Origin of the sequence: Nocardioides ochotonae (assembly GCF_011420305.2) — a bacterium.
GTDB classification, from domain to species: Bacteria; Actinomycetota; Actinomycetes; order Propionibacteriales; family Nocardioidaceae; genus Nocardioides; species Nocardioides ochotonae.
Window position 1 is genome coordinate 1,391,177 of sequence record NZ_CP061769.1, and the last position, 14,092, is coordinate 1,405,268.

Annotated in this window: 16 protein-coding genes; 13 read left to right on the forward strand and 3 right to left on the reverse strand. The window is 73.4% G+C overall.

What is annotated here, in order from left to right; all coding sequences use genetic code 11:
- Positions 1–30: 30 nt before the first annotated feature.
- Entirely contained in the window at positions 31–1,818 is a 1,788-nt protein-coding gene (locus HBO46_RS06785) for an AMP-dependent synthetase/ligase (protein WP_166140422.1), read from the reverse strand.
- Between the two features lie 121 nt (positions 1,819–1,939).
- On the opposite strand from HBO46_RS06785, the gene HBO46_RS06790 reads away from it, so the two are divergent.
- Genes HBO46_RS06790 through HBO46_RS06810 form a run of 5 tightly spaced genes read left to right on the forward strand, consistent with a single transcriptional unit; the run spans position 1,940 to position 6,011 of the window.
- Positions 1,940–2,380 carry an SRPBCC family protein gene (locus HBO46_RS06790; protein WP_166140423.1) on the forward strand — a complete coding sequence of 147 codons (441 nt, stop codon included), beginning with the start codon at positions 1,940–1,942 and terminating at the stop codon, positions 2,378–2,380.
- Positions 2,381–2,409: 29 nt separating this feature from the next.
- A complete protein-coding gene (locus HBO46_RS06795; protein WP_166140424.1) occupies positions 2,410–3,624 on the forward strand; it encodes an ArsA family ATPase in 1,215 nt (404 codons plus the stop codon).
- Entirely contained in the window at positions 3,621–4,100 is a 480-nt protein-coding gene (locus tag HBO46_RS06800) for a hypothetical protein (protein ID WP_166140425.1), read from the forward strand. Before HBO46_RS06795 ends, HBO46_RS06800 begins: the two co-directional genes overlap by 4 nt.
- Positions 4,097–5,038 (forward strand): ROK family glucokinase, encoded by a 942-nt coding sequence (locus HBO46_RS06805; protein WP_166140426.1) that lies wholly within the window; start codon positions 4,097–4,099, stop codon positions 5,036–5,038. The genes HBO46_RS06800 and HBO46_RS06805 overlap by 4 nt, the downstream gene beginning before the upstream one ends.
- A gap of 13 nt (positions 5,039–5,051) precedes the next feature.
- On the forward strand, positions 5,052–6,011 hold the full coding sequence (locus HBO46_RS06810) for an ROK family protein (protein ID WP_166140427.1): 960 nt from the start codon (positions 5,052–5,054) through the stop codon (positions 6,009–6,011).
- A gap of 42 nt (positions 6,012–6,053) precedes the next feature.
- Here the strand turns inward: HBO46_RS06810 and HBO46_RS06815 are convergent, their stop codons facing one another.
- Positions 6,054–6,455, reverse strand: a complete 402-nt coding sequence (locus HBO46_RS06815) for a hypothetical protein (RefSeq protein ID WP_166140428.1) — start codon at positions 6,453–6,455, stop codon at positions 6,054–6,056.
- A gap of 32 nt (positions 6,456–6,487) precedes the next feature.
- The gene (locus HBO46_RS06820) at positions 6,488–7,258 is read right to left on the reverse strand and encodes an alpha/beta hydrolase (RefSeq protein WP_166140429.1); all 771 of its coding nucleotides are present in this window, start codon (positions 7,256–7,258) and stop codon (positions 6,488–6,490) included.
- 57 nt (positions 7,259–7,315) lie between these two features.
- Between HBO46_RS06820 and HBO46_RS06825 the strand changes: the two genes are divergently transcribed.
- The 8 genes from HBO46_RS06825 to HBO46_RS06860 all read left to right on the forward strand — a co-directional run bounded on the left by HBO46_RS06825 (position 7,316) and on the right by HBO46_RS06860 (position 14,072).
- On the forward strand, positions 7,316–8,056 hold the full coding sequence (locus tag HBO46_RS06825) for a 1-acyl-sn-glycerol-3-phosphate acyltransferase (protein ID WP_166140510.1): 741 nt from the start codon (positions 7,316–7,318) through the stop codon (positions 8,054–8,056).
- Positions 8,056–9,207 carry a MacS family sensor histidine kinase gene (macS, locus tag HBO46_RS06830; RefSeq protein WP_166140511.1) on the forward strand — a complete coding sequence of 384 codons (1,152 nt, stop codon included), beginning with the start codon at positions 8,056–8,058 and terminating at the stop codon, positions 9,205–9,207. The genes HBO46_RS06825 and macS overlap by 1 nt, the downstream gene beginning before the upstream one ends.
- Positions 9,204–9,746 carry a flavin reductase family protein gene (locus HBO46_RS06835; protein WP_166140430.1) on the forward strand — a complete coding sequence of 181 codons (543 nt, stop codon included), beginning with the start codon at positions 9,204–9,206 and terminating at the stop codon, positions 9,744–9,746. Before macS ends, HBO46_RS06835 begins: the two co-directional genes overlap by 4 nt.
- Entirely contained in the window at positions 9,739–10,401 is a 663-nt protein-coding gene (locus HBO46_RS06840) for a response regulator (protein WP_166140431.1), read from the forward strand. Before HBO46_RS06835 ends, HBO46_RS06840 begins: the two co-directional genes overlap by 8 nt.
- On the forward strand, positions 10,394–11,293 hold the full coding sequence (locus HBO46_RS06845; RefSeq protein WP_166140432.1) for a hypothetical protein: 900 nt from the start codon (positions 10,394–10,396) through the stop codon (positions 11,291–11,293). The genes HBO46_RS06840 and HBO46_RS06845 overlap by 8 nt, the downstream gene beginning before the upstream one ends.
- Before the next feature lie 29 nt (positions 11,294–11,322).
- Complete coding sequence (locus tag HBO46_RS06850; RefSeq protein ID WP_166140433.1) at positions 11,323–11,940, forward strand: GyrI-like domain-containing protein; 618 nt, start codon at positions 11,323–11,325, stop codon at positions 11,938–11,940.
- A gap of 327 nt (positions 11,941–12,267) precedes the next feature.
- Positions 12,268–12,894 carry an OB-fold protein gene (locus HBO46_RS06855; RefSeq protein ID WP_166140434.1) on the forward strand — a complete coding sequence of 209 codons (627 nt, stop codon included), beginning with the start codon at positions 12,268–12,270 and terminating at the stop codon, positions 12,892–12,894.
- A 593-nt stretch (positions 12,895–13,487) separates the two neighbouring features.
- Entirely contained in the window at positions 13,488–14,072 is a 585-nt protein-coding gene (locus tag HBO46_RS06860) for a hypothetical protein (RefSeq protein WP_166140435.1), read from the forward strand.
- The last annotated feature ends 20 nt before the right edge of the window (positions 14,073–14,092 follow it).

The following is a 14,092-nucleotide window of genomic DNA, read 5'->3' on the forward strand; positions in this document are numbered from 1 at the left end:
AGCCGTGGAGCAGCCGGCCCGGCGTCCGGCTCAGGCGTAGAGCGCGTCGATGTCCGCGCGGTGCTCGCGGACGACCTCGCGGCGCTTGAGCTTGAGGCTCGGGGTGAGCATGCCGTCCTCCTCGGTCCAGTCGATCGAGAGGATCCGGAACTTGCGGATCGACTCGGCCTTGGAGACCGCGAGGTTGGCCTCGTCGATGGCGCCCTGGATCTCGGCGAGCAGGTCCGGGTCGTCCAGGTGGTCGGTGAGCGGACCGGTCTTGCCGTTGAGCTCGGCCCAGCGCGGCCAGGTCTCGGGGTCGAGGGTGACGAGGGCGGCGATGAAGGGCTGGCCGTCGCCGACGACGATGCACTGGCTGATGAGGTAGTGCGAGCGCAGACGGTCCTCGAGCACGGCGGGCGCGACGTTCTTGCCGCCCGCGGTCACGATGATCTCCTTCTTGCGCCCGGTGATCCGGATGAAGCCCTCGTCGTCGACCTCGCCGATGTCGCCGGTGTGGAACCAGCCGTCCGGCTCCAGGGCCTCCGCGGTGGCCGCCTCGTCGTTCCAGTAGCCGGCGAAGACCTGGCCGCCGCGGAACAGCAGCTCGCCGTCCTCGGCGACGCGGACGGTGGTGCCGGGGAACGGGCGACCGACGCTGCCCATCTTGGTGGCGGTCGGCATGTTCGCCGAGAGCGCGGCGGTGGTCTCGGTGAGGCCGTAGCCCTCGAGGACGGTGATGCCGACGCCGCGGAAGAAGTGGCCCAGGCGCTCGCCGAGCGCGGCGCCGCCGGAGATCGCGTAGCCGCACTTGCCGCCGAGCGCGGTCAGCAGCTTGGCGTAGACCAGCTTGGCGAACACCGCGTGCTGGAGGCGCACGCCGAGGGGGATCCGGCCCGCGTCGATGCCGCGGGAGTAGGCGATCGCGACGTCGGCGGCCCGGTCGAAGATCCGGCCCTTGCCGTCGGCGGCGGCGTTCTGCGAGGCGGTGTTGAACACCTTCTCGAACACGCGGGGCACGGCCAGCAGGAACGTCGGACGGAACGACTGGAGGTCGGCCATCAGGTTCGTGGTGTCCGGGGTGTGCCCGATGCGGGCGCCGGCCTTGATGGCGCCGATCTGGAGGATGCGCGCGAAGACGTGGGCCAGCGGCAGGAAGATCAGCGTGGAGGCGTCCTTGCCGGAGAACAGCTCGTGCAGCTCGTCGACGGCCACGCCCAGCTCGAACATGAAGTTGCCGTGCGTGACCATGCAGCCCTTGGGCCGCCCGGTGGTGCCCGAGGTGTAGATCAGCGTGGCCAGGTCCAACGGGGTCGCGGCGGTGCGCCGCTTCTCCAGGTCCTCGTCGCGAATGTCGCCGCCCAGGCTGGTGAGCACCTCGATCGCGCCGTCACCGATGGACCAGACGTGGTTGAGCTCGCTCAGCTCGCCGCGGATCTCCGCGATCCGGGCGAGGTGGTCGGCGTTCTCGGCCACGATGGCCTTCGCGCCGGAGTCCTGGAGGATCCACTGGATCTGGGAGGCCGAGGAGGTCTCGTAGATCGGCACCGACACCGCGCCGGCGAACCAGATCGCGTAGTCCAGCAGCGTCCACTCATAGCGGGTCTTCGACAGCAGGGCGATGCGGTCGCCCGGCTCGATCCCGGCCGCGACCAGGCCCTTCGCGGTGGCCTGCACCTCCGCGAGGAACTCGGCGGCGCTGACATCGGTCCAGCCCTCCGGGTTCTGGCGGCTGAAGAGGACCGCCTGCGGTGCCTCCGTGGCGTTGCGCACGACGTCGTCGGTGAGGTTTCCCGTGCTGGGGACCTCGACCGTCATGGGCGTGGAGAACTCCCGCACGTGTTTCCTCCTGGTCGGACCGTAGGTGGTCAATGTTGCGCACGTTACCGTCGGGTTGCGTCGCCGCCGCATCCGGTACGCTGCCGAGCGCCCGCACCCGACCCGACCGCAAGGGGAACCGATGGCCGAGCAGACCAGCTCCTCGATCGTGATCGAGGCCGCTCCGGGCGAGGTCATGGAGGTCATCGGCGACTTCGAGGCCTATCCCGAGTGGGCCAAGGGCATGCAGGAGGTCCGGGTCGTGGAGCCGGGCGAGGACGGCTGGGCCAAGCGGGTCCACTTCGTGCTCGACGTGGCGCCGATCAAGGACGAGTACACCCTCGCCTACGACTGGGACGGCTACGACGAGGTCACCTGGAACCTGGTCGAGGGCAACATGCTCAAGGCGCTCGACGGCGCCTACACGCTGCGCGACCTCGGCGGCGGGCGCACCGAGGTGACCTACCGACTGGCGCTGGACGTCTCGGTCCCCCTGATCGGGATGCTGAAGCGCAAGGGCGAGAAGATCCTCATCGACACCGCGCTCAAGGGCCTGAAGAAGCGCGTCGAGTCGTCGCGCTGAGCGCGCCGACTCCGCCTCCCGCGACCGCCGTGCGCATCCTCCTCCTGACCGGCAAGGGCGGCGTCGGCAAGTCCACGCTCGCCGCCGGCACCGCCGCCCTGGCCGCGGCGGACGGCGCCCGCACGCTCGTGCTCTCCACCGACGCCGCGCACTCGCTCGCCGATGCCTACGGCGTCGCGGTGGGTGCGGAGCCCACCGAGGTGGCGCCGCGGCTCTTCGTGCAGCAGGTCGACGCCCAGCTCCGCTTCGAGCAGTCCTGGGCCGACGTGCAGCGCTACCTGCTGCAGGTGCTCGACGCGGTCGGTGTCGACCGGGTCGCCGCCGAGGAGCTCACGGTGCTGCCCGGCGCCGAGGAGGTGCTGGCGCTGCTCGAGCTGCGGCTGCGCGCCCGCTCGGGGGAGTGGGACGCCATCGTCGTCGACTGCGGGCCCACCGCCGAGACGCTGCGGCTGCTGGCGCTGCCCGAGGCGCTGGGCTGGTACATGCAGCGGGTGCTGCCCGCCGAGCGCCGCCTCGTGCGGACGCTGCGCCCGGTGCTCCAGCGCACCGTCGGCGTGCCGATGCCCGGCGGGGACGTCTTCGACGCCATCGAGCGGCTGCACGCCGAGCTCGCCGAGGTGCACGCGCTGCTGACCGGTCCGGGCGCGAGCGTGCGCCTGGTGCTGACGCCGGAGGCGATGGTGCTCGCCGAGTCGCGGCGTACCTGGACCCACCTCTCGCTCTTCGGCTACACCGTCGACGGGGTGCTGGCCAACCGGGTCTTCCCGGCGGCCGGCGCCGACGACTGGCGCGCCGGGTGGGTGGACGCCCAGGAGCGGGTGCTCGCCGAGGTCGAGGACTCCTTCGTCGGCCTGCCGGTGTGGCGCTCGGTCTACCGGGCCGCCGAGCCGGTGGGCGTCGAGGCGCTCGCCGCCCTCGCCCGCGAGGTGTACGACGGGGCCGACCCGCTCGCCGTACCTGCCGGGGAGGGGCCGTTCGCGATCACCCGCACCGCGGGCGGGGCCGTGCTGCGCCTGGCCCTGCCGCTGGTCGAGCGCGGTGACGTCGACCTCGCGCGCAACGGCGAGGAGCTGGTGGTGACGGTCGGGTCGTATCGTCGGCTGCTGACCCTGCCCTCGGGCCTCGCCCGGATGCGGGTCGCCGGCGCGCGCGTCGCTGACGGCGCCCTGCGGGTGCGGTTCGCCGAGAGCGAGCGCGACACCGTCCCGCACCACCCCGACCAGCACACGGAGGACCTGGCGTGAGCGGCCCCCACGACCCACCCGGCGAGCAGCACCCCACCGACGGACCCGACAGCGCCCACGACGTGGGCAGCGTCGCCGAGGAGGCCGCCAAGCTCTTCGGCGCCCTCGCCGGGCTGGCCCGTGAGCACGCCCCCGACCTGGGGGCCGGCCTGTCCGGCCTCGCCGACCATGCCGAGCAGGTGGCCGACCAGAACCCGGCGGACGAGCACCGGTGCGACGAGCACCGGGCCGAGTGCACCTGGTGCCCGGTGTGCCGCACCGTGCACCTGGTGCGGCAGACGAGCCCGGAGGTACGCGCCCACCTCGCCAGCGCCGTGACCTCGCTCGCGCGGGCGGCGGCCGGGCTGCTCGCGACCGCCGTGCCCGACGAGGCGCGCGCCCCGCGACCCGGGGTCGACCACATCGACCTGGACGAGGACCCGGACGAGGACCCGGACGAGGACCCGGACGAGAGCCACGACGGAGGACAGCGGTGAGCCTGACCTGCGGCATCGACATCGGCGGCACCAAGATCGCCGGCGGCGTCGTCGACGAGCACGGCACCGTGATCGAGGAGCTGCGCGTCGAGTCGCCCGCGACCGACGTGGCGGCCATCGAGGAGGCCGTGACCGCGCTGGTCAAGGAGCTGGGCTCGCGGCACGACCTGACCGCGGTCGGCGTCGGCGCGGCGGGCTACATCGACCGGGACCGGGCGAAGATCTACTTCGCGCCCAACATCGCCTGGCGTGACGTCCACCTGCGCGCCGAGCTCGAGGAGCGTCTCGACCTGCCGTGCGTGATCGAGAACGACGCCAACGCCGCTGCGTGGGGCGAGTTCCGCTTCGGCGCCGGGCACGACACCGACGACCTGCTGCTGCTGACCATCGGCACCGGGGTCGGTGGCGGCCTGGTGCTCGACGGCTCGCTGTACCGCGGCGGGTTCGGCGTCGGCGCCGAGATCGGCCACCTCCGCGTGGTGCCCGACGGGCTGCCCTGCGGCTGCGGCAACCGCGGCTGCCTGGAGCAGTACGCCAGCGGCTCGGCCCTGGTGCGCGAGACCCGCGCCGCGGTGCGCCGCGACCCGGCACGTGCCGGTGCGCTGCTCGACCTCGCCGGCGGCGACGTCGAGCGCATCGACGGCCCGCTCGTCACCCGCGCCGCGCAGGCCGGGGACGAGCTCGCCCGCGCCCGGCTCGCCGAGGTGGGCCGCTGGATCGGGGAGGGCATCGCCTCGCTCGCCGCGGTCCTCGACCCTGCGGTGGTGGTGATCGGCGGCGGGGTCAGCGAGGCTGGCGACCTGCTGCTGGACCCGGCGCGCGAGGCCTTCGACGCCCAGCTCCCCGGCCGTGGCTTCCGCCCCAGCCTGACCATCCGGCACGCCGAGCTCGGCAACCGGGCCGGCGTCATCGGCGCCGCCGACCTCGCCCGGCGCTAGGACGGCGGCGGGGATGGCGCTCCACATCGGGGTCGACGTGGGCGGCACCAAGGTCCTCGCGGCCGAGGTCGACGCCGACGCGACGGTCCACCGCACCGCACGGCGTACGACGCCGGGACGCCGCGTGGAGGTCGCCGTGCTCGAGGACGCGCTGACCGAGGCCGTGCTGGAGGTGGCCGACGGGCGTCGCATCGACGGCGTCGGGCTGGCCGCGGCCGGCTTCGTGGACGCGGCCGGGGAGCGGGTGATGTTCGCCCCGCACCTGCCCTGGCGTGATGACCCGGTCCGCGGGCGCCTGGCCCGGCGCTGGGACACGACCGTCGTGCTCGACAACGACGCCAACTGCGCCGCCCGCGCCGAGGTCGAGCACGGTGGCGCACGCGAGTTCTCCGACGCCCTCGTGCTGACCCTCGGCACCGGGATCGGCGGCGCGGTGGTGCTGGGGCGTCGACTGGTGCGCGGGCGCAACGGCATGGCCGGGGAGTTCGGTCACCAGCAGCTGGTGCCGGACGGCCTGCCGTGCGAGTGCGGGGGCAGCGGGTGCTGGGAGCAGTACTGCAGCGGCAACGCGCTGGTGCGTCACGCCCGCGCCCGGATCGGCCAGGAGCCGACGGTGCTGGAGCAGGCGTGCGGCGGCGACCCCGACCGGCTGGTCGGCCCGATGGTGACGGCCGCCGCCGAGGCGGGCGACGCGGTCGCCCGTGGGGCCTTCGCCACGGTCGGTGACTGGCTCGGGGTGGGCGTGGCCAACCTGGTCGCGGCGCTCGACCCGGAGGTCGTGGTGGTCGGCGGTGGGGTGTCGGCGGCCGGCGAGCTGCTGCTGGAGCCGGCACGTGCCGCGCTGGGCCGCAGTCTGGTCGGCGCCGGGCACCGCGTGGTGCCGCCGCTGGTGCGGGCGAGGTTCGGTCCGGAGGCCGGCGTCATCGGTGCGGCGCGGCTGGCCGCGAAGGCGACCCTGCGCGACCGGGTTTGACCCGGCCTGGCCTGACTTGACCGGCCTGGTCCGGGGGCCGGTCTAGACCCGGGCGCCGTCGTCCGAGGGGTCGCGCGGCTCGCGCGGCATCCGCCAGACCAGGTAGACGAAGCCGCCGACGAAGCCCGAGACCAGCAGGTAGGACACGATCCCGGGCAGCGAGACGCCCAGCAGCAGGCAGAGCAGCAGGATGGCGGGGGAGCCGAAGACCCCGATCCAGGCGATCATCCGGTCCCGGGTCGGTCGGGGCAGCGGTGGGGGCGGCGGCGGCACGAACCCGTCCTCGGGCTCCGGGACCGGGTCGGGGTCGTCGACGTACGCGGCGTACGGCTCGGGATCCGGCTCCACCGGCTCCACGGGGGTGGGCGCGTCGTCGAGCTGCGGCCGCTCGCCGTAGTTCTCGACGATGCTGCGCCACACCTCGTCGTCGTTTCCACGCTGCACCCGTCCAGCGTAGTTCCGTGGGGGTGGGGGCGCTATCGGGTGCTCACGCGGGCGAGGAAGTCGGCGCTCTCCTCGAAGATGCGCGGGGCGTCGTGGTCGAGGGTCGCCACGTGGTAGCTGTCCTCGAGCCGCACCACGCGCACGTCGGTGGAGGAGACCCGCTCGGTGATCAGCGGCTCGGAGAGGTCGTCGACGACGTGGTCGACGCTCGAGCGCAGGTAGAGCAGGGGCGCGGTGACCCGGGGCAGCGTGGCGACCAGCTCGGGCCAGGCGCGGAACATCGAGCGCGCGGCGCGCAGCGGCGTGCGGGGGTAGCCGTGCTCGGTGACGCCCGGCTTGGCGATGTCGTCGACGATGCCCGGCATCGAGGGCAGCACGTGCTGGAGCACCGGCAGCAGCTTGACGTCGAGGCGCCGGGTCGCGACGGCCGGGTTCACCACGACCACGCCGGAGACCCGGTCCGGGTGGTCGGCCGCGAGGCGCAGCGCGAGCGCTCCGCCCATCGACAGGCCGCCCACCACGACCACGTCGTTCTCGAGGCACAGCCCGTCGAAGACGCGGGCCAGCTCGCCGTACCAGTCCTCCCAGCGGGTGGCGTTCATCTCCTGCCAGGTGGTGCCGTGGCCGGGCAGCCGGGGGACCTCCACGGCGTACCCCAGTGAGGCGAGGTGCTCGCCCCAGGGCTTGACCGAGGCGGGCTGGCCGGTGAAGCCGTGGCTGAGCAGGATGCCGACCCGACGACCGCCCGTCAGCTCGGGTCGGGCAGGGGCCGAGAGCGGCGCGGCGAGCGGGTGGATCGTCATGGGCGGATCCTAGGTCTAGAGTGCGGCTGTCCGGGTCGTGTGCGGAAGGTGCATCGCGTGTTGTATTGGTTCCTCAAGTGGGTCGCGCTCGGCCCCCTGCTCAAGGTCGTCTTCCGCCCTGAGCTGCACGGGGTCGACAACGTCCCCGCCGAGGGCCCGGCCATCCTGGCCAGCAACCACCTCTCCTACGCCGACTGGCTGTTCATGCCGCTGCGGCTGCCGCGCCGGGTCACCTTCGTGGCCAAGGCCGAGTACTTCAACGGCACCGGCATCAAGGGCGCCCTGCAGCGGGCCTTCTTCGGCGGCTCGGGCCAGGTGCCGATCGACCGGGCCAGCGGCAGCGCCGCCGAGGGCGCACTGAGCGCGGCGAAGCGGATCCTCGACGAGGGCCACCTGTTCGGCATCTACCCCGAGGGCACCCGCTCCCACGACGGCCGCCTCTACCGCGGCAAGACCGGCGTCGCGCGCCTCGCGCTCGAGTCCCGTGCCCCGGTGATCCCGGTCGCGGTGATCGGCACCGACGTCGTCGCCCCGCCCGGCAAGAAGTTCGGCAAGTTCACCCGCCCGGTGGTGAAGTTCGGCGAGCCCCTGGACTTCTCGCGCTACGAGGGCATGGAGAACGACCGCTACATCCTGCGCTCGATCACCGACGAGATCATGTACGAGATCATGCGGCTCTCCGGCCAGGAGTACGTCGACATGTACGCCGCCCAGGCCAAGGAGCTCTCCAAGGAGCAGGCGAAGGAGCAGGCTCGCGCCGCACGTCGCGAGGACGCCGCGCACAAGAAGGCGTCCTGATCGACCCGCTCGGGTGGCGACGCCCGGCGCCCACCGTCGAGGACCGGCTGTTCCGCGCGCTCGCGGTCCTGCGCGTGGTCTTCTGGGTCAACGCGGTCGCGATCAACCTGTGGAACGCCGAGAACTTCCAGCGCCCGCTCACCGGGGTGCTGGTCGTGGCGCTGCTCGGCGCGTGGACGGCCTACGTCCTCCACGCCTGCGCCGACGCCGCCCGCCGGACCCCGCTGCTCCTCGGGCTCGACCTCGCGGTCGCGGTCGCGGCGCTGGTCTCCTCGCCGGTGCTGAAGGGCGAGGGCTTCCAGGCCACCGTGCCGGGCTTCTGGGTCGCGGGGGCCCTGCTGGCCTGCGCGGTGCAGTACGGCGTGCGCGGCGGGCTGCTCGCGGGCGCGGTCCTGGCCAGTGTCGACCTGCTGGTGCGCGAGGAGATCGGGCAGGCCAACTACGGCAACGTCTTCCTGCTGCTGATCGGCGGCCCGGTGGTGGGCTACATGGCCTCCTCGCTGCGCCGGATGGCCGCCGAGCGCGACCGCGCCCAGCGTGCGGCCGCCGCCGAGGCGGAGCGGGTGCGCCTCGGGCGCGCCGTCCACGACGGGGTGCTCCAGGTGCTCGCGCTGGTGCAGCGCCGCGGCGCCGAGCTGGGGGGTGAGGGCGCCGACCTGGGCCGCCTCGCCGGGGAGCAGGAGGCCGCGCTGCGGCGCCTGATCCTCGCCCAGGACGCGGTCGACCCGGAGGGTCCCGGCGGCACGGCCGGGAGCGCCGACCTGGCCGCCGCGCTGGCCGCGCTGGGCTCCGCCCGGGTGACGGTGGCGACACCGGGCACGCCGGTGGAGCTCGCGGCGCACGCGGTGGCGGAGCTGGTGGCGGTCGTGCGCGCCTGTCTGGACAACGTGCGGGTCCACGTCGGCCCGGAGGCGCCCGCGTGGGTGCTGCTCGAGGCCGTGGGGGACAAGATCGAGATCTCGGTGCGCGACGAGGGCCCCGGCATCCCCCAGGGCCGGCTCGACGAGGCCGTGGCCCAGGGCCGGCTCGGGGTCAGCCAGTCCATCTGCGGCCGGGTCGCCGATCTCGGCGGCAGCGCCGGGCTCAGCACCGGCCGGTTCGGCACCGAGTGGGAGATCGTCGTACCGCGGGGCCCTAGGGTCGGCGCATGACGATCCACTCCACGCATCCCTTCCCCACGGGTGAGGACCGGGTGCGGCGGCTGCGGGGACGCCTCGGCGGCGCGGTGTCGCTGTGGACCACGGGCACCGGCGCCGATCGCGCCGGCCTGACCGTCACCTCGCTGATGGTCGCCGCCGGCGAGCCCGCACGCCTGCTCGGGCTGATCGACCCCGACTCCGACCTCGCTGACGCGCTGGCGGACGCCTCGGGGGACGGCGACTCGGCGGGGGACGGGGCGCGCTGCGTCGTCCAGCTGCTCTCCTGGCCCGACCGCGGTCTCGCCGACATGTTCGCGGGCACCGCGCCGGCGCCCGGCGGGGTGTTCCGCCAGGCCGAGTTCGAGCAGACCCCGTGGGGGCCGCGGCTGGCGAGCACGACCACCTGGGCCGGCGTACGACTGGAGTCGGTGACCTCGCTGGGCTGGTCGGACCTGCTGACCTGCGTGGTCGAGGAGCTCGTCGTGGGCGAGGACCGCGAGCCGCTGGCGCACCGCCGCGGTCGCTACCACCGGGCGGTGGCCGATGCCTGAGGTTCCCGCTCCGGTGCGCGTGATGGTGGTCGACGACCACCCGATGTGGCGCGACGCCGTCGAGCGCGACCTGGCCGCGGCCGGCTTCGACGTGGTCGGGGTGGCCGCCGACGGGCGCCAGGCACTGGCGCGGTTCCCCGCCTGCCGGCCCCAGGTCCTGGTGCTCGACCTGCAGATCCCCGAGCCCAACGGCGTGGCGGTCACCGCGGAGGTGCTGCGCCACGACCCGTCCGCACGCGTGCTGATCCTCTCCGCCTCCGGCGAGCAGGGCGACGTCCTCGAGGCGGTCAAGGCCGGCGCCACCGGCTACCTGGTGAAGTCCGCGTCGCGCGAGGAGCTCATCGACGCGGTACGCCGCGTGGCCGCGGGCGACACCGTCTTCACCGCGGGGCTCGCCGGGCTGGTGCTGGGGGAGTACCGGCGCATCGCCGACCCGAGCGCCGACGACCCGGGGCACCCCGAGCTCACCGAGCGCGAGACCGAGGTGCTCAAGATGGTGGCCAAGGGGATGAGCTACAAGCAGATCGCGGAGCGGCTCGTGCTCTCCCACCGCACCGTGCAGAACCACGTGCAGAACACGCTGCGCAAGCTGCAGATGCACAACCGCGTCGAGCTCACCCGGTGGGCGATCGAGCGGGGCCTCGACGGTGACTGACGACGCGCGGCTGCTGGAGATCGCCGACGAGCTCTATGCCTTGGCGCTCGCGGAGTTCACGCCCGCACGAGACGCCCGGGCCAAGCAGCTGCGCGGCACCGACGAGGCCGCCCCGGTGCGCAAGCTGCGCAAGCCGTCCACCGCGGCCTGGGTGGTCAACCAGCTGGTGCGTGGCGAGGCCGAGCAGGTCGAGCAGGTGCTCTCCCTCGGCGCCGCGCTGCGCGAGGCCCAGGAGTCGATGGACGGCGAGGAGCTGCGCGCCCTGACCAAGCAGCGCCGCCAGCTCACCGCTGCCGTGACCACCCGGGCGCGTGCGGTCGCCCGCGAGCGCGGGATGAAGGTGACCGAGGCGGTCGCCGGGCAGGTCGAGGCCACCCTGACCGCCGCGATGCTGGACCCCGCGTGCGCCCGCGCCGTGCGCAGCGGCCTGCTGGTCGCCCCGCTCGCGGCCACCGGCGTGGACCCGGTCGACCTCGCGGACGCGGTCGCGCTCCCCGGCGCGCTGGGCTTCGCCGCGACCGCTCGCCCCGCGGACGCCGCGCCCGAGGCCCGCCCGGCGTTGCACGTCGTACCGGACCCGGAGGCGGACGCCAAGGCACGCGCCGCCGCCGAGGACGCGCTCGCCGCCGCCGAGCAGGAGGTCCAGGACGCCGAGCGCGACCGGGACGCCGCCGCCACCGAGGTCAGCGATCTCGAGGCCCGTGCCCTGCAGTTGCAGGCCGAGATCGATGAGCTGCGCCGGCGCCTCGCCGAGCTCGAGGCCGCCGTGGAGGAGGTCGACGACGAGCTCAGCGACGCCGAGCAGGTGCGCGACGAGACCGAGGCCAGCCTCACCGTCGCCCGGCGTACCCGCGACGAGGCCGCGGCCGCCATGGAGCGGCTGCCAGACTGAACCGCATCGGGCCGACCCGAGGAGGCGCCGTGAAGACCGACGTCAAGAAGACCCTGGACTCCTACCGCGCCCGGGTCGGCGAGCTCCGCGTCCTCGAGGTGCCGCCGCTGCAGTACCTCATGGTCGACGGGCACGGCGACCCGAACACCGCGCTCGAGTACGTCGAGGCGATAACCGCGCTCTACCCGGTCGCCTACGCCCTGAAGTCCCTCAGCCGCCGCGAGCTGGACCGCGACTACGTCGTCCCGCCGCTGGAGGCGCTGTGGTGGGCCGCGGACCACGCCGTCTTCACCTCGGCCCGGGACAAGTCGCGGTGGGACTGGACGGCGATGATCCTGACGCCGGACTGGTTGGGCGCCGACCACGTCGCGGCCGCCGTCGCCACGGCCGCCGCGAAGGCCGGTCCCTCACCCGCCCTCGGCCGGCTGCGTCTCGAGACCCTCGAGGAGGGTCGCTGCGTCCAGACCCTGCACGTCGGCCCGTACGACGCCGAGGCCGCCGTCCTCGCCGACCTGCACGAGCGCTTTCTCCCGGCCGCCGGCCTGCGACCCCGCGGCAAGCACCACGAGATCTATCTCAGCGACCCGCGCCGGGTCGCCCCCGCCCGGCTGCGCACGATCCTGCGGCAGCCGGTAGAGCCGGCGTAGCCCCACGCCTCGGCCGGCAGCTCGCGGGGCCCGGCCGTTTCACGTGAGACTCCGGTTGTAAACGGTTTTTACAACATGGGTCGGCTGGGTAGTCGTAGCGATGCCATCTGGACCAGATACCCGGGGGATCCGCCTGCCTGATCAGCACCTGTCGCAGACCAGCCCGTCGCTCGAGCGGCACGTGCTCGTTGGGCGGGATGGATGGACCTCGAGAAGAGGTCCGTCCGCCCCTCGGACTCGACGGGGAGCGCTCGCGCGTCCACCAACCGGTGGACACGCGGGTCCTGCCCGAGTCGTCCGGCACTCACCAGAAGAAGGAGCACCACCGTGGACGAGAACCTGAACACCCAGAGGGACCCCCGCGCCGAGGCCGCTGCCGCCAAGGCGTACGCGAAGGCGCAGCGCCCGTTCTACAAGAAGAAGCGCGTGATCATCCCCGCCGCCCTCGTCGCGATGGTGGCGGTCGGCGCTGCGGCCGGTGGTGCGGAGGAGACCGGGGACGACACCGCCAAGGACGGCAGCTCGAAGAACGAGTCGGGGGCGCAGACCGAGCCGCGGACCGGTGCGAAGGAGGGCGGTGCCGCGCAGAAGAAGGAGAAGGCCGCGTCCCCCGAGCCCGAGCCGGAGCCCGAGCCGTCAGCGGTGGTCGTCACGGCCAAGCAGATCCTCGCGGACTTCGAGGGCAACGAGGCGATGGCCGACGCGAAGTACAGCGGGAAGACCATCGAGGTCACCGGTGTGGTCGAGAAGGTCGACACCGAGTTCTGGAACGACGAGGAGTACGTCGTCCAGATCGCTGAGGGCGGCGACTGGGTGATGTGGACCGTCAACTGCGACGACCAGAGCGCTGACGTCGCTGCCCAGATCACGCGTGGCTCGACGATCACCGTCCGTGGCGAGTTCGAGGACGGCGGCGACCTCGGCATCGAGATGAAGGGCTGCGAGATCCTCTGACGGGCAGCAGTCACGCCGAACGGGGTGCTGGGCGCCGGGCAGCCGCAGTACCCGCGCACCCGTAGTAGCGGGTCGGCCGGCGTCGCCCTCCGCCCCCGGGGAGCGTGGTTGCCCCACGGAAGGCACCTGCCCAGGCCGGGCAGGTGCCTTCCGCTGTCTGTGCGGGTCCGGTGCCGTCCCGTCCGACAGCCGGTTGAAGCAGCCAAGATCGGTCCCTCACCCGCCCTCGGCCGGCTGCGTCTCGAGACCCTCGAGGAGGGGCGTTGCCCCGGGGACGGTGAGCGGGTCACCATCGAGGCCGTCTCGCCGCGCGTGCTCGAGAACACCGGTGCCAGCTTCGAGTTCTTCGTCTGCACCGTCGACCTGGAGGGCGCCGACGTCGGCGCGATCGGGATCGACAACGCGAGGTCGTTCGAGCCGATGTGCCCCGATCCCGTCCCCGCAGTGGCCGGGACCGAGCTGGACGTCGGGGCCGCGCAGGCGGGCGTCCACGTGTCGGGCACGAGGGGTAGAGGTGCCGCAGGCGTGGGTAGACCCGCTGCGAGAAGAGCCGGGCCCCGAGCCGCCCGGCGCCACCGATGAAACGAGAGTTCGTGTCCGAGCAGCAGCCACCGCAGCAGTCCGACCCGCAGCAGCCCTACCCGCAGCCGCAGACGCCGTACCCGCAGCAGCCCTATCCGCAGCCGGCGTACGCGCAGCAACCACCGCCGAACTACTACGTGCCGCCGCAGAAGAGCAACGTGCTGCGCAACGTGCTGCTGATCCTCTGCGCGGTCGCCGTCCTGTTCATCGGCGGCTGCGCGGTCACGGTCGGTTTCCTCTTCAAGGAGGTCGGCGAGAGCATCGACGAGGGGCTGTCCAAGGACGAGCCGGTGGTCGTCGCCGAGGGCAAGGCGTTCCAGCGTGACGGCTTCGAGGTGGAGAAGGGGTGGAAGGTGGCGCCGGCTGACTTCGGCGACCTGACCATCACGGGTCTGGAGGTCGCGCTCAACGAGGACGAGGACACCGACGGACGCACCGCTCGGTTCAGCTTCCGCTTCTACGACGGCAAGCGGGTCGCCGCGGAGGCCGACTGCTACTCCAACGAGATGCAGCCGGGGGAGTCCTCGGCGATGGAGTGCGGGTCCTTCGACCCCGACACGACCTACGACACCATCAAGGTCGCCGACACCTGGTGAGGCCGCACCGTCGGCGATGA